At 59.9% G+C, this 25,323-nt stretch carries 22 protein-coding genes; 11 read left to right on the top strand and 11 right to left on the bottom strand.

Annotated features, from left to right (window positions below; all coding sequences use genetic code 11):
- Positions 1 to 245: 245 nt before the first annotated feature.
- The 7 genes from tkt (at position 246) to ACZRKZ_RS15775 (ending at position 6,851) form a co-directional block, all read left to right on the top strand.
- Entirely contained in the window at positions 246 to 2,243 is a 1,998-nt protein-coding gene (gene tkt, locus ACZRKZ_RS15745) for a transketolase (protein WP_463967802.1), read from the top strand.
- A 183-nt stretch (positions 2,244 to 2,426) separates the two neighbouring features.
- On the top strand, positions 2,427 to 3,488 hold the full coding sequence (gene epd / locus ACZRKZ_RS15750) for an erythrose-4-phosphate dehydrogenase (RefSeq protein ID WP_463982025.1): 1,062 nt from the start codon (positions 2,427 to 2,429) through the stop codon (positions 3,486 to 3,488).
- 25 nt (positions 3,489 to 3,513) lie between these two features.
- Positions 3,514 to 4,677 (top strand): phosphoglycerate kinase, encoded by a 1,164-nt coding sequence (locus ACZRKZ_RS15755; protein WP_463967804.1) that lies wholly within the window; start codon positions 3,514 to 3,516, stop codon positions 4,675 to 4,677.
- A gap of 31 nt (positions 4,678 to 4,708) precedes the next feature.
- Positions 4,709 to 4,930: a hypothetical protein gene (locus tag ACZRKZ_RS15760; protein ID WP_463967805.1), complete on the top strand. Its 222-nt coding sequence runs from the start codon at positions 4,709 to 4,711 to the stop codon at positions 4,928 to 4,930.
- Between the two features lie 60 nt (positions 4,931 to 4,990).
- Complete coding sequence (locus ACZRKZ_RS15765; RefSeq protein WP_463982026.1) at positions 4,991 to 5,326, top strand: MliC family protein; 336 nt, start codon at positions 4,991 to 4,993, stop codon at positions 5,324 to 5,326.
- A gap of 125 nt (positions 5,327 to 5,451) precedes the next feature.
- Entirely contained in the window at positions 5,452 to 6,516 is a 1,065-nt protein-coding gene (gene fba, locus ACZRKZ_RS15770) for a class II fructose-bisphosphate aldolase (RefSeq protein WP_029297347.1), read from the top strand.
- Between the two features lie 236 nt (positions 6,517 to 6,752).
- Complete coding sequence (locus ACZRKZ_RS15775) at positions 6,753 to 6,851, top strand: pentapeptide repeat-containing protein (protein WP_463982092.1); 99 nt, start codon at positions 6,753 to 6,755, stop codon at positions 6,849 to 6,851.
- 106 nt (positions 6,852 to 6,957) lie between these two features.
- Here ACZRKZ_RS15775 and alr read toward each other — a convergent pair whose 3' ends face one another.
- Together alr and ACZRKZ_RS15785 are read right to left on the bottom strand one after the other, a co-directional pair.
- Positions 6,958 to 8,187, bottom strand: coding sequence for an alanine racemase (alr, locus tag ACZRKZ_RS15780; protein ID WP_463982027.1), 1,230 nt, complete (start codon positions 8,185 to 8,187; stop codon positions 6,958 to 6,960).
- 130 nt (positions 8,188 to 8,317) lie between these two features.
- Positions 8,318 to 8,983, bottom strand: a complete 666-nt coding sequence (locus tag ACZRKZ_RS15785; RefSeq protein WP_463982028.1) for a polysaccharide lyase family 7 protein — start codon at positions 8,981 to 8,983, stop codon at positions 8,318 to 8,320.
- Between the two features lie 308 nt (positions 8,984 to 9,291).
- Here ACZRKZ_RS15785 and ACZRKZ_RS15790 point away from each other — a divergent pair, with 308 nt between their 5' ends.
- From ACZRKZ_RS15790 to ACZRKZ_RS15800, 3 genes are all read left to right on the top strand, one after another.
- Positions 9,292 to 11,385 (top strand): putative bifunctional diguanylate cyclase/phosphodiesterase, encoded by a 2,094-nt coding sequence (locus ACZRKZ_RS15790; protein ID WP_463982029.1) that lies wholly within the window; start codon positions 9,292 to 9,294, stop codon positions 11,383 to 11,385.
- 73 nt (positions 11,386 to 11,458) lie between these two features.
- Positions 11,459 to 11,959, top strand: coding sequence for a M48 metallopeptidase family protein (locus tag ACZRKZ_RS15795; protein WP_463967811.1), 501 nt, complete (start codon positions 11,459 to 11,461; stop codon positions 11,957 to 11,959).
- Between the two features lie 20 nt (positions 11,960 to 11,979).
- Positions 11,980 to 12,276 carry a winged helix-turn-helix domain-containing protein gene (locus tag ACZRKZ_RS15800; RefSeq protein ID WP_463982030.1) on the top strand — a complete coding sequence of 99 codons (297 nt, stop codon included), beginning with the start codon at positions 11,980 to 11,982 and terminating at the stop codon, positions 12,274 to 12,276.
- On the opposite strand, the gene ACZRKZ_RS15805 is transcribed toward ACZRKZ_RS15800, so the two are convergent.
- Positions 12,273 to 12,725: a GNAT family N-acetyltransferase gene (locus ACZRKZ_RS15805; RefSeq protein ID WP_133102379.1), complete on the bottom strand. Its 453-nt coding sequence runs from the start codon at positions 12,723 to 12,725 to the stop codon at positions 12,273 to 12,275. The two genes, ACZRKZ_RS15800 and ACZRKZ_RS15805, sit on opposite strands and share 4 nt — an antisense overlap.
- 267 nt (positions 12,726 to 12,992) lie before the next feature.
- Here ACZRKZ_RS15805 and ACZRKZ_RS15810 point away from each other — a divergent pair, with 267 nt between their 5' ends.
- A complete protein-coding gene (locus tag ACZRKZ_RS15810; RefSeq protein ID WP_463982031.1) occupies positions 12,993 to 13,730 on the top strand; it encodes a substrate-binding periplasmic protein in 738 nt (245 codons plus the stop codon).
- A 4-nt stretch (positions 13,731 to 13,734) separates the two neighbouring features.
- Here ACZRKZ_RS15810 and yccS read toward each other — a convergent pair whose 3' ends face one another.
- The 8 genes from yccS to ACZRKZ_RS15850 form a co-directional block, all read right to left on the bottom strand.
- A complete protein-coding gene (gene yccS, locus ACZRKZ_RS15815) occupies positions 13,735 to 15,918 on the bottom strand; it encodes a YccS family putative transporter (RefSeq protein ID WP_463967814.1) in 2,184 nt (727 codons plus the stop codon).
- A 151-nt stretch (positions 15,919 to 16,069) separates the two neighbouring features.
- Entirely contained in the window at positions 16,070 to 17,248 is a 1,179-nt protein-coding gene (locus tag ACZRKZ_RS15820; RefSeq protein WP_463982093.1) for a BaiN/RdsA family NAD(P)/FAD-dependent oxidoreductase, read from the bottom strand.
- Positions 17,249 to 17,430: 182 nt separating this feature from the next.
- Complete coding sequence (dbpA, locus tag ACZRKZ_RS15825) at positions 17,431 to 18,768, bottom strand: ATP-dependent RNA helicase DbpA (RefSeq protein WP_256666344.1); 1,338 nt, start codon at positions 18,766 to 18,768, stop codon at positions 17,431 to 17,433.
- A 155-nt stretch (positions 18,769 to 18,923) separates the two neighbouring features.
- Positions 18,924 to 20,351: a multidrug transporter subunit MdtD gene (gene mdtD, locus ACZRKZ_RS15830; RefSeq protein WP_463967815.1), complete on the bottom strand. Its 1,428-nt coding sequence runs from the start codon at positions 20,349 to 20,351 to the stop codon at positions 18,924 to 18,926.
- Between the two features lie 35 nt (positions 20,352 to 20,386).
- Positions 20,387 to 21,277 carry an alpha/beta fold hydrolase gene (locus tag ACZRKZ_RS15835; protein WP_463982032.1) on the bottom strand — a complete coding sequence of 297 codons (891 nt, stop codon included), beginning with the start codon at positions 21,275 to 21,277 and terminating at the stop codon, positions 20,387 to 20,389.
- Between the two features lie 345 nt (positions 21,278 to 21,622).
- On the bottom strand, positions 21,623 to 22,939 hold the full coding sequence (locus ACZRKZ_RS15840) for a TldD/PmbA family protein (protein WP_463982033.1): 1,317 nt from the start codon (positions 22,937 to 22,939) through the stop codon (positions 21,623 to 21,625).
- Entirely contained in the window at positions 22,939 to 24,381 is a 1,443-nt protein-coding gene (locus ACZRKZ_RS15845) for a TldD/PmbA family protein (RefSeq protein WP_463967818.1), read from the bottom strand. The genes ACZRKZ_RS15840 and ACZRKZ_RS15845 overlap by 1 nt, the downstream gene beginning before the upstream one ends.
- A gap of 69 nt (positions 24,382 to 24,450) precedes the next feature.
- The gene (locus tag ACZRKZ_RS15850) at positions 24,451 to 25,146 is read right to left on the bottom strand and encodes an RraA family protein (protein ID WP_149414459.1); all 696 of its coding nucleotides are present in this window, start codon (positions 25,144 to 25,146) and stop codon (positions 24,451 to 24,453) included.
- Positions 25,147 to 25,323: the final 177 nt, after the last annotated feature.

The raw sequence follows: 25,323 nt of genomic DNA on the forward strand, positions 1-25,323 counted from the left end.
ACGGGGATAAATCCTCGCAAGGCCAATATCAAAAAGTTTTGATATTGGTCGATAAGTGGTGGCTATAAGCAGGCTCTGTAACCTTTAGACGAAGGGGTGAAAGGTTTCTCCAGGCCAATCCACAGGAAAAACACCCTCAAGTGACTATCTATCATTGCCCCGAAGGCCGTGGCTGAGGGAAAATGCCGGTCCTTTTTTCCGTTTCTTTTATTCACTCTCGATTCAATATCCGCAGGAGAACAGCGATGCCCAGCCGTCGTGAGCGTGCCAACGCCATTCGTGCCCTCAGCATGGATGCCGTGCAAAAAGCCAACAGCGGCCATCCCGGTGCCCCGATGGGCATGGCGGATATCGCCGAGGTACTTTGGCGTGACTACCTGAAACACAACCCGAGCAACCCGTCGTTCGCCGACCGTGACCGCTTCATCCTGTCCAACGGCCACGGCTCGATGTTGATCTACTCGTTGCTGCACCTGACCGGTTACGACCTGTCCATCGACGACCTGAAAAACTTCCGCCAGATCCACAGCCGCACCCCGGGCCATCCGGAATACGGCTACACCGCTGGCGTTGAAACCACCACCGGGCCCCTGGGCCAAGGCCTGGCTAACGCGGTCGGTTTCGCCCTCGCCGAAAAAGTCCTGGCGGCGCAGTTCAACCGTCCTGGCCACAACGTTGTCGATCACCACACCTATGTGTTCCTGGGTGATGGCTGCATGATGGAAGGCATCTCCCACGAAGTCAGCTCCCTGGCCGGTACCCTGGGCCTGGGCAAACTGATCGCCTTCTACGATGACAACGGCATCTCCATCGACGGCGAAGTCGAAGGCTGGTTCACCGACGACACGCCAAAGCGTTTCGAAGCCTATAACTGGCAGGTGATCCGCAATGTTGACGGCCACGATCCGGAAGAGATCAAGACCGCCATCGACACCGCCCGCAAGAGCGACCAGCCGACGCTGATCTGCTGCAAGACCACCATCGGTTTCGGCTCACCGAACAAACAAGGCAAGGAAGACTGCCACGGCGCCCCACTGGGTGACGCGGAAATCGCGCTGACCCGCGCTGCGCTGAAGTGGAACCACGGCCCGTTCGAAATCCCGGCTGATATCTATGCCGAGTGGGACGCCAAGGAAACCGGCCGTGCTGCCGAAGCTGAGTGGGACCAGCGTTTTGCTGCCTACTCTGCTCAATTCCCTGAGTTGGCCAGCGAACTGGTGCGTCGTCTGGCCGGTGACCTGCCAGCTGATTTCGCTGAAAAAGCGTCGGCCTACATCGCCGAAGTCGCCGCCAAGGGCGAAACCATTGCCAGCCGCAAAGCCAGCCAAAACGCCCTGAATGCCTTTGGCCCGCTGCTGCCTGAGTTCCTCGGCGGTTCGGCTGACCTGGCCGGTTCCAACCTGACCCTGTGGAAAGGTTGCAAAGGTGTCTCGGCCGAAGACGCCAGCGGTAACTACATGTACTACGGCGTTCGCGAGTTCGGCATGAGCGCCATCATGAACGGCGTTGCCCTGCACGGCGGCCTGGTGCCTTACGGCGCGACCTTCCTGATGTTCATGGAATACGCCCGCAACGCGGTACGCATGGCTTCGCTGATGAAGAAACGTGTGATCTTCGTCTACACCCACGACTCCATCGGTCTGGGCGAAGACGGCCCGACGCACCAGCCGGTCGAGCAAATGACCAGCCTGCGCACCACGCCGAACCTGGACACCTGGCGTCCATCGGATGCGGTCGAATCGGCCGTGGCCTGGAAGCACGCCATCGAACGCAAGGACGGCCCTTCGGCGCTGATCTTCTCCCGTCAGAACCTGCAGCATCAGAACCGCGATGCGGCGCAGATCGAAGGCATCAGCCGTGGTGGCTACGTGCTCAAGGACTGCATCGGCGAGCCGGAGCTGATCCTGATCTCCACCGGTTCCGAAGTGGGCCTGACGGTTCAAGCCTACGACAAACTGACCGAGCAGGGCCGCAACGTGCGCGTGGTTTCGATGCCATGCACCAGCGTCTTTGAAGCCCAGGATGCCGACTACAAGCAATCGGTACTGCCGTTGCAGGTCAGCGCCCGTATCGCCATCGAAGCGGCTCACGCTGACTACTGGTACAAGTACGTGGGCCTGGAAGGCCGCGTCATTGGCATGACTACCTACGGTGAGTCGGCGCCAGCGCCAGCGTTGTTCGAAGAGTTCGGCTTCACCCTGGAAAACATCCTGGGTCAGGCTGAAGAGCTGCTGGAAGACTAAAAGCGCGAACGCGGTGGCCGATGGTCACCGCATCCCTTGTAGGAGCGAGCTTGCTCGCGATGGTCGTTAACGATAACGCTGGCTGTCTGGATAAACGCGTTGTCCTCAAGTTCATCGCGAGCAAGCTCGCTCCTACAATGGTTTTGTGTCGCTCATAAGAAGTTGTCCGCCATCGAGAACCCCATGCCCCAACCGCGCCCCTACAAAGTTGCACTCAACGGCTACGGCCGGATTGGTCGTTGCGTCTTGCGTGCTCTGTTCGAGCGAGGGCCGGCTGCCGGGTTTGAAATTGTTGCGATCAACGATCTGGCCGACATGGCCAGCATCGAATACCTGACACGCTTTGACTCCACCCACGGCCGGTTTCCCGGCGAAGTGCGGGTCGACGGCGATTGTCTGCATATTAATGGTAACTGCGTGAAGGTCCTGCGCAGTGCCACCCCCGAGGGCATCGACTGGGCGTCGCTGGGCGTTGACCTGGTGCTGGAATGTTCCGGTGCCTACCACACTCGCGCCGATGGCCAGCGTTTCCTCGACGCCGGAGCACCGCGTGTGCTGTTTTCCCAGCCGATGGCCAGCGAGGCAGATGTCGACGCCACTATCGTCTACGGCGTCAACCAGGATTGCCTGACCGGCGCCGAGCTGCTGGTGTCCAACGCCTCCTGCACCACCAACTGCGGCGTGCCGTTGTTGCGCCTGCTGGATCAGGCCATCGGACTGGAATACGTGTCGATCACCACTATTCACTCGGCGATGAATGATCAGCCGGTGATCGATGCCTACCATCACGAAGACCTGCGCCGCACGCGTTCGGCGTTCCAGTCAGTGATTCCGGTGTCCACCGGTCTGGCAAGAGGTATCGAACGCCTGCTGCCGGAACTTGCCGGGCGAATCCAGGCCAAAGCAGTTCGGGTGCCGACAGTGAACGTGTCCTGCCTGGACATCACCATGCAAACCGTCAGCGACACCGACGCCGAGGAGGTCAACAGGATTCTGCGCGAGGCCTCTACCAGTGGCCCGCTCAAAGGGCTTTTGGCCTACACCGAGTTGCCCCACGCCAGTTGTGATTTCAACCATGATCCGCATTCGGCCATCGTTGATGCCAGCCAGACCCGCGTTTCCGGCCCAAGGCTGGTTAACATCCTGGCCTGGTTCGACAACGAATGGGGTTTTGCCAACCGAATGCTGGACGTTGCAGAGCATTACCTGCAAACAGCTTCTCCATTACCTAAACCTGCTCTCTAATTCAGTAACACAGGAACTGCGACCCATGACCGTGTTGAAGATGACCGACCTCGATCTGCAAGGTAAGCGCGTACTGATCCGCGAAGACCTCAACGTCCCAGTCAAGGACGGTGTTGTCACCAGCGATGCGCGAATCCTGGCTTCGCTGCCGACCATCAAGCTGGCCCTGGAAAAAGGCGCGGCCGTAATGGTCTGCTCCCACCTGGGTCGTCCGACCGAAGGTGAGTTCTCTGCCGAAAACAGCCTCAAACCTGTCGCCGAGTACCTGAGCAAGGCCCTGGGCCGCGACGTGCCGCTGGTGGCTGATTACCTGGGTGGCGTCGACGTCAAGGCCGGCGACATTGTGCTGTTCGAAAACGTGCGCTTTAACAAGGGCGAGAAAAAGAACAGCGACGAACTGGCCCAGCAATACGCCGCCCTGTGCGACGTGTTCGTGATGGACGCCTTTGGTACCGCTCACCGCGCCGAGGGTTCTACCCACGGCGTGGCCAAGTTCGCCAAAGTCGCTGCGGCTGGCCCGTTGCTAGCTGCTGAACTGGAAGCCTTGGGCAAAGCCCTCGGTGCGCCGGCTCAACCAATGGCCGCCATCGTTGCTGGCTCCAAGGTCTCGACCAAGCTCGACGTGCTCAACAGCCTGAGCCAGATCTGCAACCAGTTGATCGTCGGCGGCGGCATCGCCAACACCTTTCTCGCTGCTGCCGGTCACCCGGTCGGCAAATCGCTGTACGAGCCGGACCTGCTGGACACCGCCCGTGCCATCGCCGCCAAGGTCAGCGTACCGCTGCCAGTGGATGTGGTGGTGGCCAAGGAGTTCTCTGAAAGCGCCGAAGCCACCGTCAAACTGATCGCTGACGTCGCTGCTGACGACATGATCCTGGATATTGGCCCACAAACGGCTGCCAACTTCGCCGAATTGCTGAAGTCTTCCCGCACTATTCTGTGGAACGGCCCGGTAGGCGTGTTCGAGTTCGATCAATTCGGTAACGGCACCAAGGTGCTGGCCCAGGCCATCGCTGAAAGCTCGGCGTTTTCCATTGCGGGCGGTGGCGATACCTTGGCGGCCATCGATAAATATGGCGTTACTGACCAGATCTCCTACATTTCTACCGGTGGTGGTGCTTTCCTTGAGTTCGTCGAAGGCAAGGTATTACCAGCCGTCGAAGTGCTGGAAAGCCGAGCCAAGGGCTGAGGCCTGAAGGCCTGAGAAAAGGAGTATTCCCATGGTCAAGTCGATAGCGCTGGTAATTGCCGCAGGCTTGTTGGCCGGCTGTAGCAGCGCGCCGCCTGCGGCGCCCGAAACCGGGAAAGCCGTACCGGACAAAGGCTGCTACCAGGCTGACTGGCAAGCTGAAACCCTGCCGGTGATCAGCAAACGTATCGGGCCGGATGGGCTGGAGAAGTACGATTCCCCGCCCAAAGGTAAGGAACAGGGCTGCCCTTGACGGGTCTGATTCACTAACCGACAGCAGTGGCGGCCTCCGGTCGCCGTTCGAGGATTGGCAATGAAAGGCGTTTTCGCCCTGGCAGCACTGGCCTTATTGGCTGGTTGCGCCAACCTGAACATGTTCAACAAGGCAGAACCGCAACAGGAAAAATGGACCACCTGGACCTGCGACAGCCAGGCACAAGTGGTCTGGCGGTTTACCGATCAGACCCACAGCCAGGTGGATATACGCCTTGGCGGTTCGGACCAAGTCTATCGCCTCAAGCAGGATGTGGCGGCTTCGGGCGTGCTGTACAGCAATGACCAGTTGGCGTTTCACACAAAAGGTGAGGAAGGCCTGGTTTACTGGGTTGCCACCGACGACTTGATCGGCCGCGGCTGCAAAGCGCCGTAAGCCTTAGTGCAATAACGATTCAGCAAATCGGCCTTCAAACCCCCGATCTGCAATAACTTGAATAGCAGCCGCCGCTACGGCAGGCTTGCACGATTAACGACCCTCGACCGGGAGAGAGACTCACAATGGCACTTATCAGCATGCGCCAGATGTTGGACCACGCAGCCGAATTCGGCTATGGCGTTCCAGCCTTCAACGTCAACAACCTTGAGCAGATGCGCGCCATTATGGAAGCCGCTGACAAGACTGACTCCCCAGTGATCGTCCAGGCTTCGGCCGGCGCCCGCAAATATGCCGGTGCCCCGTTCCTGCGTCACCTGATCCTCGCCGCCATCGAAGAATTCCCGCACATCCCGGTGTGCATGCACCAGGACCACGGCACCAGCCCTGACGTGTGCCAGCGCTCCATTCAACTGGGCTTCAGCTCGGTGATGATGGACGGCTCCCTGGGCGAAGACGGCAAGACGCCGACTGACTACGACTACAACGTCCGTGTCACCCAACAAACCGTGGCCCTGGCTCACGCCTGCGGCGTATCGGTTGAAGGTGAGCTGGGCTGCCTGGGTTCGTTGGAAACCGGCATGGCCGGCGAAGAAGACGGCATCGGCGCTGAAGGCGTGTTGGATCACAGCCAAATGCTGACCGACCCGGAAGAAGCCGCCGACTTCGTCAAGCGCACCCAAGTCGACGCCCTGGCTATCGCCATCGGCACCAGCCACGGCGCCTACAAGTTCACCAAGCCACCTACCGGTGACGTGCTGGCCATCGACCGCATCAAGGAAATCCACAAACGCATCCCCAACACCCACCTGGTGATGCACGGTTCTTCCTCGGTACCGCAAGAGTGGCTGGCGATCATCAACCAGTACGGCGGCGACATCAAAGAAACCTACGGCGTACCGGTTGAAGAAATCGTCGAAGGCATCAAGCACGGCGTGCGTAAGGTCAACATCGACACCGACCTGCGTCTGGCGTCCACTGGTGCGATGCGTCGCCTGATGGCAACCAACCCGAGCGAGTTTGATCCGCGTAAATTCTTCGGCGCTACCGTGACCGCAATGCGTGATGTGTGTATCGCGCGTTATGAAGCGTTTGGTACTGCGGGCAATGCTTCGAAGATCAAGCCGGTCTCCCTGGAAGCGATGTACCAGCGGTATTTGAAAGGTGAGTTGAACGCTAAGGTTAACTAAGCTTCAAGCGTTTATAAAAAACCCGCAGTGATGCGGGTTTTTTTTGCCGAGTTCTTCATTGAAAGGGCGATCCATTTAACTGCTAAATAGATCCGTCCCCTTAAATAGATTTGACGTTCACTGAGACGCTGCTCAACAGTGCTTTTTTGTCCGGGCTGTCCTTTGCCCGAACCACCCTCAATACCCTGGATTTCTCCGACAGTGACCTGTCGGACGCAGATTTTCGCAAAGCCGAATTGATCGACTGCAGCCTGGCCCATACTCGTATCAACGGCGCCAATTTCGCCGGTGCCGACCTGCGGGGTGCGGATTTGAGTGGGCTCAGGCATCAGTGATGCCAAACTTTTCAAAGGCGCCGTGATTTCCAAAGCCCAGGCGTCGATGTTGTTATCCGAGTTGGGCTTGTCCGTCGCTTGAGGTAATGGGCGTCCCCTTTAAAGGTTATTTGTCGACCAGGACTTTCGGGTTGGAGTTACCCCAAACCGTATACAAGTCTGCCAACAACGCCCCGTTGATGTCCTCGACTTCCGCTTGGGCAATCTGCGCATTGCCCTGCTTGCCAAACAACACCACCTCATCGCCACTCTTTACGGTCGGCACATCGGTGACATCGACCATCAACGTATTCATCGACACCTTGCCCACCACCGGCACGCGATGGCCATTGATCAGCACGATGCCTTTGTTGGTGAACGCGCGGCGATAGCCATCGGAATAACCCACGGTAATGTTCGCCAGTTTCGAATCCCGTGCCAGGGTGTAGGTGCGGTCATAGCCAACGGTGTTGCCCTTCGGATAGCTGTTGACCGACGCCACATGGGATTTGAACTGCATCACCCGCTTGTATTCGGTAAACGCCGGTACGGTGTCGCCAAACAGCAGGCCGCCTGGGCGAACCATGTCCAGGCGCGACTCGGGCACTTCCAGTGTGGCGAAGGAGTTGGCGGCGTGCAGGGTGATTTTGCTGCGGTCCAGTTGTGCGACGTTGATCAGCCAGTTGGCCTGTTCGTTGAAGGCCTTGAGGCCGGTGCGTACGTCGGCGGCGTCTTCGACGGTGAAGTGGGTCATGATCGCCTTCACTTCAAGGTTCGGCACTTTGGTGATGGCGACGGCATCGCGGCGGCCCTGGGCGGTGGTCATTTCCACGCCGTTGCGGCTCATACCGCTGGAGTTCAGCCCCAGGTGGACCACCAGCGGGCGGCCATGGTGTTCGGCGATCAGGCTGGCGCGCACCGCGAAATCCAGATTGCCCACCAACTCTTCGACGTTATAGGGCAGTGCCGCTTCCAGCTCGCTCAAGGCGGCTGTGCGTACGCGGATCAGTTGGCCCTTGAAGCCGCTTTCGCGCACCACGCGGGCTTCTTCGTTGCTGGCGACACCGACGCAGGACACACCCAGCTTGATCACCGACGGCATCAGCAAACCAATGCCATGGCCGTAGGCATCAGCCTTGAGCACGGCGCAGATTTTCGACTTATCGGCGAGAGTGGCTTGCAGGGTGCGGATGTTGTGTTCGAAGGCGGCTTTGTTGATTTCGACCCAGGCGTTGCTGTCCTGGATATTGACCTGCGCCACCCCGTCGGTCATCGACAGTGGCGGGGCGGCGAAGGTTGGATTTTGCAGCAGAACCATGCCCAGTGAGAGGGCGAGCAATGTGCGAGTGAATGGCATTGGCGAGTCTCCATGACTTTCTTGTAGGGGGTATTGCGCGTGTGCGGCGCCATACTCGGATTGTCCTACAAAAAAGTCGAGACCCTGGGTCGCGGTTCTGTCCTAAAGCGTCGTGAGAATGATCAGAGTGTTAGTCGTGATCGATATCCAACTTGGCAAAGGTCACTTTGCCGCCTTCCTTGCTGTCGCCGCTGTTGTCCTGCACGTAGACCCCGGCCTTGAAGTACAGCGGTTTTTTCCCCCAGGCGGCACCGATGCGTTCGTTCCATTGGCCGTTGGCGGCTTCCACGTTCAACAGGCCTGTGCGGTTCAAGTGGATGACGTAGGTGAAGTTGCGCTCCAGTGGCACATTCTCGGCGACGATGATCACCCGGCCTTCGCTGTCATCCGGGCGCATGCGGACTTTGGCGACGATGTTGCCGGTCTGGGTTTTTTCCTTGTACTGGTATTCGACTTTTATCAGCGGTTTCTGGCTGTCATAGGCGTGGATCTGGCCGATGACGATCTTGCCGGAAGACGGCACCTGATTGACGGCCAGGGTGGCGCGCAGGTAATTGTCGGCGTCCGGATACATCCAGTTGCGCAGGCGACCGTCGGCGTAGGTTTCCCGCAGTTCACTGCGAGGGTAAATGGCGTTTTCGGTGCGCGTTCCGGTGACCGGGGACCAGAACTGCACACTGCTGCCTTCGGCCTGGAAGTATTGGTCCTTGAAACCGCTGAGCAGTTTGGGGGTGTCGATGGTGGTGGGCGGGGAGCCAACGGGAATGCTCAGGTTCCAGGTGGACAGATCAATCATTGAGTACGCCTTTAATAGGAGGAAGAAGGCCGTGGCCCGAGGGTTCGCGGATTCTTTATAAGCGCCTGGTAATAGATTGTTAATGATTTTATGGCGGATTATTGACGTCATTAGAATGTCAAAAAGCCATGTTCCCTATAAACCGGGGGCTGTGGGCTCTTACCGTTAGTCGGTTGTATGGCCGTTGGCGCAATGATGGCACTGTCGTCACTTCTGCTTTATTGGATCCAGAGCTAGAGTGATCCCTCAATATTTGTCCGGCTTTTCTCAAAAGTGACCGGAGTGGCTCCTCAAGGAAGAGATGTAACATGGCATGCGCTTCAATTAAGCCCGGCGACGGCACTTCAGTTCTCTTGGTGGTCGATGACTACCCTGAAAACCTGATTAGCATGCGCGCGCTTTTGCAGCGTGAGGATTGGCAGGTCGTGACTGCCGGGTCGGGTCTTGAAGCCCTTGGGTTGTTGCTGGAGCATGACGTCGACCTGGTACTGCTGGATGTACGGATGCCCGGCATGGACGGCTTTGAAGTCGCCCGACTGATGCGCGGCAGCCAACGCACCCGGATGACACCGATCATTTTCCTAAGCGCCAATGCGCAATCGCCGGCGGCGGTGCTGGAAGGCTATGCCAGCGGCGCGATCGATTACCTGTTCAAACCCTTCGACCCCCATATCCTCAAGCCCAAGGTCCAGGCCCTGCTGGAGCATCAGAGCAGCCGCCGGGCCCTGCAGCGCTTGAGTCATGACCTGGAGTCAGCTCGTGCCTTCAATGCCTCGGTGCTGGACAACGCCGCCGAGGGCATTCTGGTGGTAGGCGAAGACGGTGTGATCAGCTACGCGAACCCGGCGATTTCGCGTCTGCTCAATGCCTCGGTCGATGAATTGCAGGGCAAGGAGTTCCTCAGCTTCCTGCAAAAGCCCCACGTGCTCGGCTGGTCCGACTCCGAGCTGTACGCCGGCTATCGTCGAGGCGAGACCTGGCGCCTGCACGACGCCATCCTGCGCACCGCTCCTGGTCAGCAACTACCGGTGGCGATGTCTTGCGCGCCGTTGCCCGCCGAGCAGAAGGCCATGGTGGTCACGGTGCTGGACATGTCTGAGGTGCGCCATTTGCACCAGCAACTGGAGTTCCAGGCGGTTACTGACCCGCTAACCGGCCTGCTCAATCGGCGCGGGTTCCATCAGGCTGTGGAGAATATGCTGTTGCGCGGTGAGCGCAGCGAGCACTCCCTGGTCTTGCTGTATCTGGACCTGGACGGCTTCAAGCGGGTCAACGATTCCCTGGGGCACGACGCTGGTGACCGGGTGCTGCGCTGGGTCTCGGAGCAATTGAAGGCATGCTTGCGTTCATACGACATTCTCGGACGCATGGGCGGTGATGAGTTCACCGTGCTACTGGAACTGGAATTCCCGGAGCAGGCAGCGAAGATCGCCGAGAAGCTGATTGAGCGGGTGTCGATCTGTCAGCAGGTCGAGGGGCTGGATGTGATGCTCGGCGTCAGTATTGGCATTGCCACGTTTCCTGACTGCGGCTCCGACCTGGACGGCCTGCTGCGCGCGGCGGACATCGCCATGTACGAAGCCAAGCGCGCAGGGCGTCAGCAATACCGCTATTACGATCAGGAAATGAACGGCCGGGCGCGCTCGCGCTTGATGCTCGAAGACAGTGTGCGCACCGCCATCGACAACAAGGAGTTCACCCTGGTGTACCAGCCGCAGGTATCTCTGGGCGATGGTCATTTGCGTGGGGTCGAGGCGCTGTTGCGCTGGCAGCACCCCAGTGTTGGCGACGTGCCGCCTGGATTGTTTCTGCCGTTGCTGGAAGAGGCGCGGCTGATCAGCCAGCTCAGCAACTGGATCTACCAGCAGGTGGCGATCCAGCGAAAGGCCTGGACCGAGGCGTTCAGCGATGAGCTGGTGCTAAGCGTGAGCCTGAGCAGCAGCCAGTTCAATATGCCCAACCTCGCCGTTCAACTGCAGCAGGTGCTGGAGCAACATGGGTTGCAAGGGCGGCAGTTGGAGGTGGAAATCAGTGAAGAAAGCTTGATGCACAACGCCGAGGAGTCGGCCAAGCAACTCAGGCTGTTGAGGATGGTCGGGGTACGTATCGCCCTGGATGATTTTGGTTTGGGCGCCTGTTCCCTGGCGCACTTGCGTGATCTTGAGTTCGATACCTTGAAACTCGATCCGCAATTGATTGCCCGCCTACCGGACTCGCCACGGGATGCCGCCATGGCCCGCAGTATTATCGAGCTGTGCCGGCATTTCGATTTGTTGGTGATTGCCGAGGGAGTCGAGACCCAGGAGCAGTGCCAATGGCTCAAAGCCAATGGCTGCCAGTTTATTCAGGGATCACTGGTGGCTAAACCGCTGATGGCCGAAGAGGTTGCCGACTGGCCGTAACCTTTCGCCTTGCGCGCGGTGCCCCGCTGAATTCGCTACACTGGCTACCTTTCAAATCCCCGTTGTTGACGCCATGACTGCGCTGAAATACCTCCAGGCCTACCCGGCTTCCCTGCAAGACCAAGTACGTCAGTTGATCGCCAAGGATCAGTTGAGCGACTACCTGAGCCAGCGTTACCCCGAGCGCCACGGCGTGCAGAGCGACAAGGCCTTGTACAACTATGCGCTGGCCTTGAAGCAGGACCATCTGCGTAACGCGCCGGCCATCGACAAAGTATTGTTCGACAACCGCCTGGACCTGACCCATCGCGCACTGGGCCTGCACACCACTATTTCCCGGGTGCAGGGCGGCAACCTCAAGTCCAAGAAAGAAATCCGCATCGCTTCGTTGTTCAAGGACGCAGCGCCCGAGTTCTTGCGAATGATCGTCGTCCACGAACTGGCGCACTTCAAGGAGTCGGACCACAACAAGGCATTTTACAAACTCTGCGAACATATGCTGCCCGGCTACCATCAGGTGGAGTTTGACCTGCGGGTGTACCTGACTTGGCGCGATTTGCAGGTCAAGACCTAACTTCCAAAAGGCTACCGAGCATGGATGTCAGCAAGACCAAAAGCAGCTTCTATCGCCGCCTGTATGTGGCGTATCTGATCGACAGCAAGTTGGCCAGCAGCGTCCCGGCGCTGACCGAGGTGACGGGTATGCCCCGGCGCACGGCCCAGGATACGATTGCGGCGTTGGCGGATCTGGATATCGTCTGTGAGTTCGAACAGGAAGACGGCGCCCGCAATCATGCTGGACGCTATCGGATTCGCAGTTGGGGTGCGATTGATCGGCGGTGGATCGAGGCAAATCTGTCGCCGATCAAGCAAGTGTTGGGATACCCCTAGGCCCGGCGCATCCCGATATGGGGAATATCATCTTCAAGATATTCCTCCCCGACCACCACAAACCCGTACCGCCCGTAATACCCCTGCAAATGCGCCTGGGCTGACAGATAGATCGGCACTTCGGGCCAGTTCTTGTGCGCCTGCCTGAGCGCTTCATCCATCATCTGATGACCAAGACCGGTACCCCGTGCACTCGGTGCGACGATCACGCGGCCTATTACCAGGTCACCGCCGTGGAGGTCCGGGTCCAGCAGGCGCAGGTAGGCTACCAATTGATCGTCGTTCCAGGCCATCAGGTGATGGGTATCACCTTCCAGGTCCTGGCCGTCGAGGTCCTGATAAACGCACTGTTGCTCGACAACGAAGACCTCCGCCCGCAGGCGCAAAATGGCGTACAACTGTTCCTTGCCTAGATCATTGTGGTGTTTGCAGACCCAATCGACAGTCATTGTTATATCTCGAATAAGTACCGGTCTGGGATAGTAATCCCGTGGCTGGCAACTGTCTTTATGGGTTGTGCAAACCCCTGAAAAGCTAGCTATATTTCGAGCGGGGTCAAATTGCCATCATTGAGTGCTCCCGCCGCTGACTTCTTTGTGTAATCTGCTGTACAGCGCGAGTGATGAGCTACAGTCAGGGCCTGGGCGTGATGCGGATCACGGCTTGCCAGACGTCATCCCCCGTAAGCATTTGCCCGCTGCGCAAGGACCTCAAGCATGCCGCGATTGTCTCGTGCCGTTGCTTTGCTCGGATTGCTGTTGCTGGCTCAGACGGCCACCGCAGAACGCTTGCGCCTGGTGGCAGATGCTTGGCCGCCGTTTACCGACGCCACGCTGGTCAATGGCGGATTGGCCACCGACATCGTCAGCACCGCGCTGGCCCGTGCGGGCTATCCCAGTGATTTTGAACAGGTGCCCTGGGCTAGGGCGTTGATGGGCGTAGGTGACGGGCGTTATGACGTGCTGGTCAACGCCTGGTACGACGAAGCGCGTACGCAGCTGGGGCAGTTTTCCGGCGAGTATTTGCTTAACAGGGTGCGATTTATCAAGCGCCGAGACGACCCCATCGAGTTCCAGAACCTGCAGCAACTGCACGACTATCCCGTCGCCGTGGTGCGCGGCTATGCCTATTCGGCGGACTTCGACCGCGACCTGCAATTTCAGAAGGTCCCTGTGCACAACTTCGCCATGGCCGTGCGCATGCTGGCGGCACAACGGGTTCGGCTGACGGTTGAAGATGAATTTGTCGCCCGCTACTACCTGGCCCGTGAGTCAGCCAGGGTGCGCAATGCGGTGGAGTTTCTGCCCAAGCCGTTGAGTGAAAACAGCCTGCATATCCTGGTCAGCCTGAAAAACCCGCAGCACAAGCAAATTGTTGCCGGGTTTGATCGGGAGATTGCCAGGATGAAGGTCGATGGCAGTTATGCAAAGTTGTTGAAGCAGCACGGGATGTAGCGGTTCACGCGGCGCTGGTGTCCTTGATCAGATGCGTTGCCAACGTCCGCAACGGCCCCAGCTGTCGACAAATCAACGCCAACTGCGTCTGCACCAAGCGCTGCCCTTCGTCGATCTCATCGGGCATCTGCTCCAGCTCAACCGCCAGCGCTTCCTCGGTATCGCTTTGAATCGCGATCGGCTGTTTGTTGGCCAGCCCCGTGGCGATCTCGTCGATGCTCGCCGCCAGGGTTTTGCCGGCACCTTCGATCAAGTGCTCGCGCACCTCGGCCGGTAACTGGGTTTCGCGGTGTGCACCCAGCCCCGACAGGTAGCTGAGCAAGGTGTGGGACAGCACCAGGAAGCGAAAGCCCACGTCGGCTTCCTTACGGAAATGTCCCGGCTCCATCAGCATATTGGCCAGGGTGGTGGACAGTGCCGCATCGGCGTTGTGGGCATTGCGGCGGGCCAAGCGGTAAGCGAGGTCGTCGCTTTTGCCTGCGCCATATTGCTGCATGATTTGCCGCAGGTAGATGCTGTTGCAGGTCAGGGTGTTGGCCAGCACTTTGTTCAGGCGTCGACCCTGCCAGTCCGGCAGGAACAGGAACACCGCTAACCCGGCAATCAGGCTGCCGAGCAAGGTATCGAACAGTCGCGGCAGGAACAGCCCGTAGCCATCGCCCACCTGGTTGAAGCAGAACAGCACCATCAGGGTGATCGCCGCCGTCGCCAGGGTGTAGCGCGTGGTGCGGTTGATAAAGAACACCAGGCCGGCGGCGATGGCGAACATCGATTGCACCAGTGGGCTTGGGAACAGATCGAACAGCGCCCAGGCCACGGTCAGGCCGATGGCGGTGCCGATGATTCGCTGGCCGAGCTTGCGCCGGGTGGCGCCGTAGTTCGGCTGGCATACGAACAGGGTGGTGAGGATGATCCAGTAGCCTTGGGAAGGGTGGATCAGATGCACCATGAAGTAACCGATGCTCAGCGCCAGGGACAGGCGCAGGGCATGGCGGAACAACAAGGATGTCGGCGTCAGTTGGGTACGCAGGCGCGTCCACATTTCCTTGAGGTTGCGTGGCGAGCGGTCCAGCAGGTTGCTGTCTGTGGCATCCGCCAGGCTGTCGGGGTTGCTGGCGTCGCTGAGCAAGCGGTCGAGGGTCGCCAGGTTGGCTGACAGCGCCCGCAGCGAGCGCAGCAGGCCGCGCCAGGCCGGGTTACTCTGGATGCGCAGGTGTTCCAGGGAGGCGTGCAAGTCGCCCAGGGCTTCGGCGAAGCTTGCGTCATAGACGAAGGGCTGGCGCAATTGGATCGACTCGGCGAGAGCCTGGCAGGCCTTGCCTTGCTGGCGCAGCAGGCGCTGGCAGCGGAACAGCACGTCGCTGTGGAAGAAGGCTTCGGCCAAGGCGTTGTAGGGGTAGTGCGATGAGCTTGCGCGTTCGTGGATGTCCTGTGCCAGGAAGTACAGCTTGAGGTAGCGGCTGACCTTGGCCCCCGGTCGGCCATTACCGACTCGGTGCAGGATGATCTCCTTGGCCGCGTTCAGCGCCGCCACCACCCGGCCATTTTGCTGGGCCAGTTCCAGGCGCCGCGCTTCTACATCCAGTTGGCGGATCGGTTCGAACAGGGTCGACTTGAGCTTGAGGTAGTGCCCCAGTTCGCGGAACAACCGCGCCAGGCTCTGTTGCACCGGCTGGTTGGAAAACAGCGCCTGCCACAGCACCGAGAGCGCCCCGTACCAGGCGGCACCAGCCACCAGCAGCAAGGGTTCGTGCCAGAAATCGGTGACCGCTCCGCCGCGCTGGTCAACAGCGATCATGGTGTAGACCGACAGAATCAAGGTCGCCGAGGCGATAGCGCCGTAACGCTCCCCCAGCGCGCCGAGCATGGTCAGGGCGAAACTGGCCAGGGCCAGGGCCAGGGCGAAAATCCACGGGTAGGGGAAGAGCAATTCCACCGACAGCGCCGCAATACTGAAACACACCAGCGTCACCGCCAGCGCATTGAGGCGGCCTTGCCAACTGTCATCGGTCTCGGCCAGGGCGCTGGCGATAATCCCCAGGAACAGCGGGATCAGCAGCGTCATCTCATCCTGGTACCAGCACAGCGCCATGCTGCCGGTGAGGGCGATGAATACCCGTACGCTGTAGCTGAACTTGTCCAGCGCCCAAAGGCGCCGCATGGAATGGTTGAACGAGGTCGATGACATGAAGTCTGGGGTCTTCCGGGACGATGCCGCTAAATTGAGCCAGTAATGACGCCACGGCAAGGGTGGCAATCACATCTGAGGGCAAAATATGTTCCGGCCTTGAAATACACACCCTCGTTTCACTCGACAGCTCCTACGGTTTTAGAGGATGTCAGATGTATTGCGCAGCAGCGTAGCCGGATGCCCACGCCCACTGGAAATTGAACCCGCCCAGGTGCCCGCTTACATCCAGCACTTCACCGATGAAGTACAACCCAGGGCTTTTCAGGGACTCCATCGTCTTGGACGACACTTCCCGCGTGTCCACGCCACCCAAGGTTACTTCCGCCGTGCGATAGCCTTCGGTGCCCGCCGGGACCAATTGCCAGCTTGCCAGCTTCGCCGCGATATCCGCCAGTTCGGCGTGGGTGTACTGCTTCATCGGCTTGGAAATAAACCACTGCTCGGCCAACAGGTTGGCCATCTTCTTGGTGAAGATCTCACCCAGCAGGGTTTTCAGCTCGCTGTTTGGGCGTTCGGTCTGCTGCTGTTGCAGCCAGGCGTGGGCGTCATGATCAGGCAGCAGGTTGATTTCCACGGCGTCGCCGGATTCCCAGTACGAGGAAATCTGCAAAATCGCTGGCCCGCTCAGGCCGCGATGGGTAAACAGAATGTTCTCGCGAAAACTCTGGTCGTTGCAGCTCACCAGGCAATCCACCGAAGTGCCGGACAACTCGCCGCACAATTCCTTGAGCTGATCGGTGATGGTGAATGGCACCAGCCCGGCGCGGGTTGGAAGCAGTTCATGGCCGAACTGTTTGGCCACCTGATAACCGAAGCCGGTGGCGCCCAAGGTCGGGATCGACAGCCCGCCCGTGGCAATCACCAGGGATTCGCAGCGCAACTCGCCCAGGGTGGTTTGCAACTGATACCCGGCGTCGAGTTTTTCGATCTGCTGGATCGAGGTGTCCAGGTGCAGGCTCACGCCCACTTGCTCGCACTCATCGAGCAGCATGCCGAGGATGTCGCTGGATTTGTTATCGCAGAACAATTGGCCGAGCTTCTTCTCGTGGTATGGCACGCCGTGCTTGGCCACCATGCCAATGAAGTCCCACTGGGTGTAGCGGGCCAGGGCAGACTTGCAGAAGTGCGCGTTGTGGGAGAGGAAGTTGACAGGTTCTGTGTACAGGTTGGTGAAGTTGCAGCGGCCACCACCGGACATCAGGATTTTTTTGCCGGCCTTGTTCGCATGATCGATCAACATCACTTTGCGCCCACGCCCGGCGGCGGTCAGTGCACACATCAAACCCGCGGCGCCGGCGCCAATGATCACGACTTCGGTAGAGCGCAAAATACAGTCCTCATGCAAATTCTGGTTCACTGCAAATCCTGATATGCAATGCAATGCAATGAAATGTGGGAGCTGGCCTGCCTGCGATGGCATCAACTCAGTCTGTTAGACCGAGTCGTCTGCATCGCGGGCAAGCCCGGCTCCCACATTGATCTGGTTCCTACAGTGGTTACGCGGCGCTCTTAGAGAATGCGAACGCGCAACGAGCGGCCTTTGATCTTGCCGTCATTCAAACGCTGCAACGCCTGCTTGGCGACCCCGCGCTCCACGGCCACAAACGCCTGGAAATCAAAGATCGCGATCTTGCCCACCTGGGCGCCTGGAATCCCGGCTTCACCGGTCAGAGCGCCGAGGATGTCGCCCGGACGAACCTTGTCCTTGCGACCGGCACCAATGCACAGGGTGCTCATGACCGGCACGAGCGGCGCGCCACCCTGGGACTTGAGGTTGCTCAGTTGGTCCCAGTTCAGTGGAGCTTTTTGCAGTTGTTCGATGGCCTGGGCGCGGTGGGCTTCAGACGGTGCTACCAGGCTGATAGCAATGCCAGTCTCACCGGCGCGACCTGTACGGCCTACGCGGTGAATGTGAATTTCCGAGTCGCGGGCCAGCTCAACGTTGATCACCATGTCCAGCGCGTCAATGTCCAAGCCACGGGCGGCGACGTCAGTGGCCACCAATACCGAAGTACTGCGGTTGGCGAACATCGCCAGCACTTGGTCACGGTCACGCTGCTCCAGGTCGCCATGCAGGCCGACGGCAGAAATGCCCTTGGACGTCAGGTGGTCGACGGTTTCCTGCACTTGCTGCTTGGTAAAGCAGAAGGCCACGCAAGAGGCCGGACGGAAGTGCGCCAGGACCTTGGTCACTGCTTCCATGCGCTCTTCCGGGGAAATTTCGTAGAAGCGCTGCTCAATCTGCGAATCGGAGTGGAACGCTTCGGCTTTCACTTGCTGCGGCGCGCGCATGAATTTGGACGCCAGCTGCTTGATGCTCACCGGGTAGGTCGCGGAGAACAGCAGGGTTTGGCGACGGGCCGGGGTCTTGCTGATGATGTCTTCGATGGCATCGTAGAAGCCCATGTCGAGCATGCGGTCGGCTTCATCGAGGATCAGCGTGTTCAACCCGTCGAGTACCAGCGAACCCTTGCGCAGGTGCTGCTGAATACGGCCCGGGGTGCCGACGATGATGTGCGCGCCGTGTTCCAGCGAAGCAATCTGTGGTCCCAGGGACACGCCACCGCACAGGGTCAACACCTTGATGTTGTCTTCGGCGCGGGCCAGGCGGCGGATTTCCTTGGCAACCTGGTCGGCCAGCTCGCGAGTTGGGCACATCACCAGAGCCTGGCAGCCAAAATAGCGCGGGTTGATCGGGTTCAAAAGGCCAATGCCGAAAGCCGCGGTCTTGCCGCTGCCGGTCTTGGCTTGGGCGATCAGGTCCAGCCCCTTGAGGATCACCGGCAAGCTTTGCGCCTGGATCGGCGTCATCTCGACATAACCCAGAGAGTCGAGGTTAGCCAGCATGGCGGCGGACAGCGGCAAAGTATTAAAAGCGGTGGCGATGGTGGTCACGGGACTGGCCTGCAAAACAAAATGTCGCGCAGTGTACCAGCCTCGAAGGATTTTCCCTGCACGTTCCAGACGAGAAGTCCTGGGTGGCGCAGGTTTTTCCCACTATTTCAGTGCTCGATATCGTGTTCGCGGCTGACCACTCGTCGGCCATCCTTGGGTGAAAGCTGCAAAAAGATCGCCGCCGCCAGCATCGCCATGATGCCCACGGTGAGAAAGGTCAGTTGGAACGCACCGAGCACGGTATTGACCCCGTCGTTGCCCACTTCGGCAGTAAAGCCACCGAGTAGCGCACCGGCGCAGGCCACCCCCAGGCTCAGGGACAGTTGCGCCACCACCGACAGCAAACTGTTGCCGCTGCTGGCCTGGGCGTCGTCCAGATCAATCAGCGTCACGGTATTCATCGCGGTAAATTGCAGCGAGTTGATCGCTCCCAGTACCGCCAGCATGGCCAGCAGCAGCGGGTACGGCGTCTGTTCGCTGACCAGGCCCATGCTCGCCAGCATCATCCCCAGCAGCAGGGTGTTGCCGGTGAGCACGATGCGATAGCCCAGGCGTTCGATCAGCGGTCGCGCAATGGACTTGGCGACCATCGCCGCCGCCGCCAAAGGCAACATGCTCATCCCGGCCTGGGACGGCGAGTAACCCAGGGCAATCTGCAACAGCAGCGGCACTAGGAACGGCAGGGCACCGCTGCCCAGGCGGGCGAACAGGTTGCCGAGAATGCCCACGGCAAAGGTCCGGGTCTTGAACAACACCGGCGAGAACAACGGGTTATCGATATGCCCGGCCCGCAGCCAGTAGGCCGCCAGGCACGCCAGGCCACCGAACAGCAGCAACATCACCCGCAGGTGCGGCAGGTGCAACTCCCCCAGGCCTTCCATGGCGATGGTGATCAGCACCATCGCCGCGCCAAACAGCAGAAAGCCCACGCCATCAAAACGCGTGCGTTCGCTGCCGCGCAGGTCGGGGATAAATTTCCATACGGCGTAGCAGCCGATCATGCCCACCGGCAAGTTGATCAGGAAGATCCAGTGCCAGGTCAGGTATTGCACCATCCAGCCGCCCATGGTCGGGCCGAGCAAGGGCCCAAGCAGGCCGGGAATGGTGATGAAACCCATGATTCGCACCAGCTCCGAGCGGGGGTAGGCGCGCAGCACTACCAGTCGCCCGACCGGCAGCATCAGTGCGCCGCCCAGGCCCTGGATCACGCGGGCGCCTATCAGCATGGTCAATGTGCTGGACAGGGCGCAGAGCAACGAGCCGATGCTGAACAGCATGATCGCGCCGAAGAAGATTTTTTTGGTGCCGAAGCGGTCGGCGATCCAGCCCGAGGCAGGGATCAGCAGGGCCACGGTGAGCATGTAGGCGATCACTACCCCTTGCATGCGCAGTGGGTTTTCCGCCAGGTCCTGAGCCATGGCGGGTAATGCGGTGTTGAGAATCGTCCCATCCAGCGACTGCATGAAGAAGGCAATCGCTACCACCCAGGGTAGCCAGCGGGCGGTCTTGGCGTCGAGAGGGGCGCGATTCGGCATGAGTTCCCTTTTGTTAGCAGGCTATGTTTTGGCGATTATGCGCCATCGGCTGCCTCTTTTCCCACTGGCGGTTCGTCGATATCTGACAGCGCCATGTCCTTGCCCACCAGGAAATCAATCAGCGCCCGATGCACCGCCAGAGCAGCGTCGTGGGACTCCAGGTCGAGCAAATGGCCGGTGTATTCGGCAGTGACGAAGCTGCTACGACCGACATATTGCTTGAACAGTTGGGCGTCTTCGGCCGGCGTGTATTCGTCCAGCGTGCCATTGAGAAAGTGCACCGGGGTTTCGATCTGGCGCAGTTGCGGCAGGTAATTGCCGTCGCCCATTTGCAGCACCTGGTGGATATGAAAGCGCGCCTGGCGGTATTCGGTGGTGGCCATGTTCGACAGGTGACGGTGGTTGTTGCGCTTGAGCCGTGACGACAGGAACTTGCCGACGGTCTCGTTGAGCAGATGGCCGACGGCGGACTTGTCATCGGCCTCGATCAGCACTCGGACGCGCTCCACGTATTCGAGCATCGCCTGATTGAGGCTGGGCGCCAGGGCCATCACCACCGAGCTTTCGATGGAGGGCGGGTTGTGGGCCAGGGTCAACAGCGTGGAGATACCGCCCCAAGAGGCCGAGACAAGGTGATTGACCTCAAAGCGCTCCACCAGGGCCCGGAGGATTTGCACTTCGTCGTCCTTGGTCACCAGGTCGAGCTCGGTGTTGTGAGGGCGCGAATAACCCGAGAACGGCAAATCGAACATCAGCACATTGAAATGCTCTGCCAGGCATTTGCTGGTGCGGGCAAACGAGCGGGTGGTGGACAGCGCGCCATTGACCAACAGCACGGTTTTCTTCTCTGGGTTGTTACCAAGCTGCTCTACGTGAACGTTGTAGTGCTTGAACAGCTTTTCAATGACAAAACTTCCATGGTTCATGTCAACGCTCCAGCTTGCCCTTTCCCGGGCAAGGTCATGCATCACTTGGGGGCAAGTGGGTTGGGGGTTGCGCAGGGGTTGTTTGAGTTTTTTACCGCGCGGACGTGGCTAGATGCCACTGGCCTTTATAGCGAGGTTTTTCAAAGACGACAACAGGTCGGATGGCCAGTGTCTGAAGCGAAATTTTGCGCATGGCGCAATGCGGTCTAGGGAATAACGCGATTCAATGTGGGAGCTGGCTCGCCTGCGATGGCCTCACCGCGGTGTAATTGATACACCCAGTCGCCTGCATCGCGGGCAAGCCCGGCTCCCACATTGGATAGTTGTCGCATTGGGAATGCGTGTCTACAGGGTCAGAGTCAACCGCTTGACCAGTGCCCCCGGTAACAAGTTGGACGAGGTATTGCGCTGGCTATACGTACTGGCTGACAGCAGCAATTCCCGATCAGCGGTTAGCGCTTCCAGCTGCGAACCCAGCAGGTTGTAGACACTGTCATCAAAACGCATGGTGCTGACCGGCGCCTTGATCTCGCCGTCTTCCACCCAGAACGTGGCGAAGCGAGTCATGCCGGTCAGGCGCGCCGCCGGCTGGTCGGAGTAGTTCAGGTACCACAGGTTGCTGATGTACAGGCCGGTGCCCAACTGCTTGAGGATATCGGCCTGGGCCAGGCTACCTGCGGCCATCTGCAACGCGCTGGGGGATTCGTCGTCGCTGGCGCCGTTGGCGCTCAAGCCGTACTCGGCGGCGCTACGGGAGTGGACCAGCCGGCCTTCGGCCTTGCCCGCGCTGATCAGCTTCACGTCGCTGCGGGGATAGCCGTCACGAGAGAACGCCGAACTCAGTGAGCCGCTGACCTGTTCATCGATGCCCACCAAGGGGCTCAACGCTTGATCGCCGCTATACAGGCGCTGCAACGGGCTGCTTTTGCTGGCGATGGCCTGGGCGGAAAAACCGCCCCAGGTGAGCATGCCGATGATTTCTTCCAGCGCCGCCGGAGCGATATAGGCGCGGTATTGTCCCGGCGCCAAGGTGTGCAGCGGGCGGCCAAGAAACTCCAGTTGCTCGCGCGCCTGCTGGAAACGACGGGCGAAGTCGGCACTGTCCCAGTCGTTTCCGGCGTAGCTGGCTTTCACGGCTTCGCCGTTGGCGTGGAACAGGCTGAAATCGAAGTTGAAGCTATTGGCCTGATGCCAGCCGAAGGCGCCCGAGGAGCTGGCAAAACCGCGGCTAATGGGACCAGCGGCGTAGAAACCGACCATATCCACACCGTGTGCAGCCTGGTTGATTTCTTCCAATACCTGAGCCAGCCCCGGCAGCGGTAGAGCCTGCTGGTCCTTGTTTTGCCAGGCGTTGTGGTTGAGCAATAGATAGGGATCTTGCGGCAGCAGCGCCAAGGTCTCGCGCAGTTGTTGCAGGCCATCGGCCAGGCGCTGGCGATCCAGTTCCGGTTCGCCAGCCAAGGTAATACCCAGGTCAGCATGGCGACCGTCATTGATCAGTTTCAGGTTCAGGCTGGCCTGTTGCACCTGGCCGGCCTGACGCACCTTGGCGTGGTTGAAACGCACGAACTCGGACGATTCCGCCGCGTAACCCAGATGAAACTGTTCCTCTTCGGTGATGGCCTGCTTGAGCCAATTCACCAGGGCCTTGAAGGTCTCCATCAGGCGTCTCCCCCAAACACATCAACATTGCTGAACACACACGCCGGCGATGCATGGCCGACGCGGATTACCTGGTTGGGCTCGCCCTTGCCGCAGTTCGGCGTACCCAGGACCTTGAAGGTACTGGCGTCGCCGACGGCGCTGAGCTTGCGCCAGAACTGCGCGGAAATGGCCCGGTAGTTGGGGTTCTTTACCACACCCTTGAGTTCGCCGTTTTCAATCAACTGGCCCCATTCGCAGCCGAACTGGAACTTGTTGCGAGCGTCATCAATGGACCACGAGCGGTTGGTGGACATGAGAATGCCGTGCTCGATGCCTTCGATCAGTTGCGCCTGGGTCTGGTCGCCAGCCTCGATGTTGAGGTTGGCCATGCGGTCGATAGGCGGGCGGTTCCAGCTGCACGCGCGGCTGTTGGCCACGCCGCCCATTCCCGAGCGGTATTGCGACAGCGCGCCGCCCAACGGTTTGAGCAGCAGGCCTTCGCGGATCAGGAATTGCTTGCTGGCGGCGGTTCCGTCGTCGTCATGGCCGTAGCTGGCGAGCTGTTCGGGAATGTCCGGATCGAAGGTCACATTGAGCAGCCTGGAGCCGTATTGCAGGCTGCCAAAGTCGCTGGCCTTGACGAAGCTGGTGCCAGCGTAATTGCGCTCATCGCCGAGGATGCGGTCCAGTTCCAGCGGGTGGCCGATGGATTCGTGGATCTGCAACATCATCTGGTCAGGCATCAGCAACAGGTCGCGTGGACCTTGCGGCGTGTTAGGTGCCAACAGCAGTTGCAGGGCCTGGTCGGCGATCTGCGCAGCGGCGCCGATCAGGCCGAAGCGGCTGATCACATCGAAGCCGCCTTGCTGGCCGAAGTTGGTGCCACCCAGGGTGCGGGTCTGGCTATCGCTGCCATCGTAGGCGGTGACGCTCAGGCCCGGAAAAATAAACCGCTGGGCCTGGCGCAGTTCGGCACCAACGCTGTTGAGGTAGATCTGTTCGACGTGGGTCAGTCCCAGGTTGACTTCCCAGTTCACCAGACGCTCGTCCTTGGGCACCGCAAAGGATTCGGCGCCGAGCAGTTGGTAGCAATCGCTCAGGGAAGGGAACGCCTGGTTGAGGTCGGGCGACAGGTAGTCGGCAACGTCGCTGGACACCGGCTGGTCGCGCAGGTCGAGCAGGGCGTGGGGCTTGATCAACCGGGCCTGCTGTTCGGCGCGCTCAAGGGCGGCTTGCAGGCCTGGCAGGGAAATATCGTTGGTCGCGGCGTAGGCTTCGACACCGTTGAGGCGCACGGTGAGCATCGCGCCTTCGTCGCGGTTCAGGTGTGGAGGCTCGGCGACGTTCTTGCGCACTGACAGGTATTGGCCGGATTCGCGCACGTAGCGCAGGGAGAAAAAATCGGCGGTAGTGCGCAGGGCGGCGAAGTGCTTTTTGAGGATGGGGTGCTTGTCGAACATGGGGCCTTCCTTGTGGGCAGCGCAGGCCCTGAGGCCCTCATCGCGGGCAAGCCCGCGATGCTTTTGGCTTTAGACCGGGCAACCCTTGGCGCGCAGGATGGCGTCAAAACGATCAGAGTCCAGGGTGCCGGCTTCGATAGCCGCCAGTGTAGCCTTCTCGCGGGCCAGCAGGTCATGGCAGCGCACCAGCAGTTCCGGCAGTTCAGTGCGCGAAGCTGCGACCACGCCGTCGCCGTCGCCGATCATCAGGTCGCCAGGGGCCACCAGCATGCCGGCGCAAGAGATCGGCACGTTGATTTCGCCGCCGCCGTCGGTGCTCGGGCCACGGTGTACGCCGCCGATGGCGTAAGCCGGCAGTTCGCCGGTTTGCCATTCGTCGAGGTCGCGCAGGGCGCCGTTGATCACCACGCCGACGATGCCGGCCTTCAGGGCCATGGCGCGCATGATGCCGCCGAACACGGCGCGGGTCAGGTCGGCGCTGCCGTCGATCACCAGCACATCGCCCGGACGGGCCATCTGCATGGCTTTGAGAATCATCAGGTTGTCACCCGGACGCACGCGCACAGTCAGTGCACTGCCGAGCATCGGCGCATTACCGTGGAAGGACTTGAGTCCCAGGCCACCGACGTTACGACCCAGGCAGTCGCTGACGGCAGCGGCCGGGATCTTGCTGAATTCCTTCAGCCATTTTGGGTCCAGTGGTTCAACGTTTGGATTGATCAGGAAGCCGGTAGGCCATTTGCTCGAAGAAACGACATCAAACATGAGAAAGCCTCGTGGCCAGGCAAGTGCCGGCGTATCGGTAGGGCAGGAAGATGAAACGTTTGCGCGGCAATAGATTAGGCCTGCGCGGGGGGTGGGATCAAGGGCGGTGCGGTGTGGGGCGGGTTTACAGCCTGTGCGGCCAGGGCTGTAATCCATTGTGGCGAGGGAGCTTGCCCC

The organism is Pseudomonas sp. c313 (assembly GCF_055407145.1).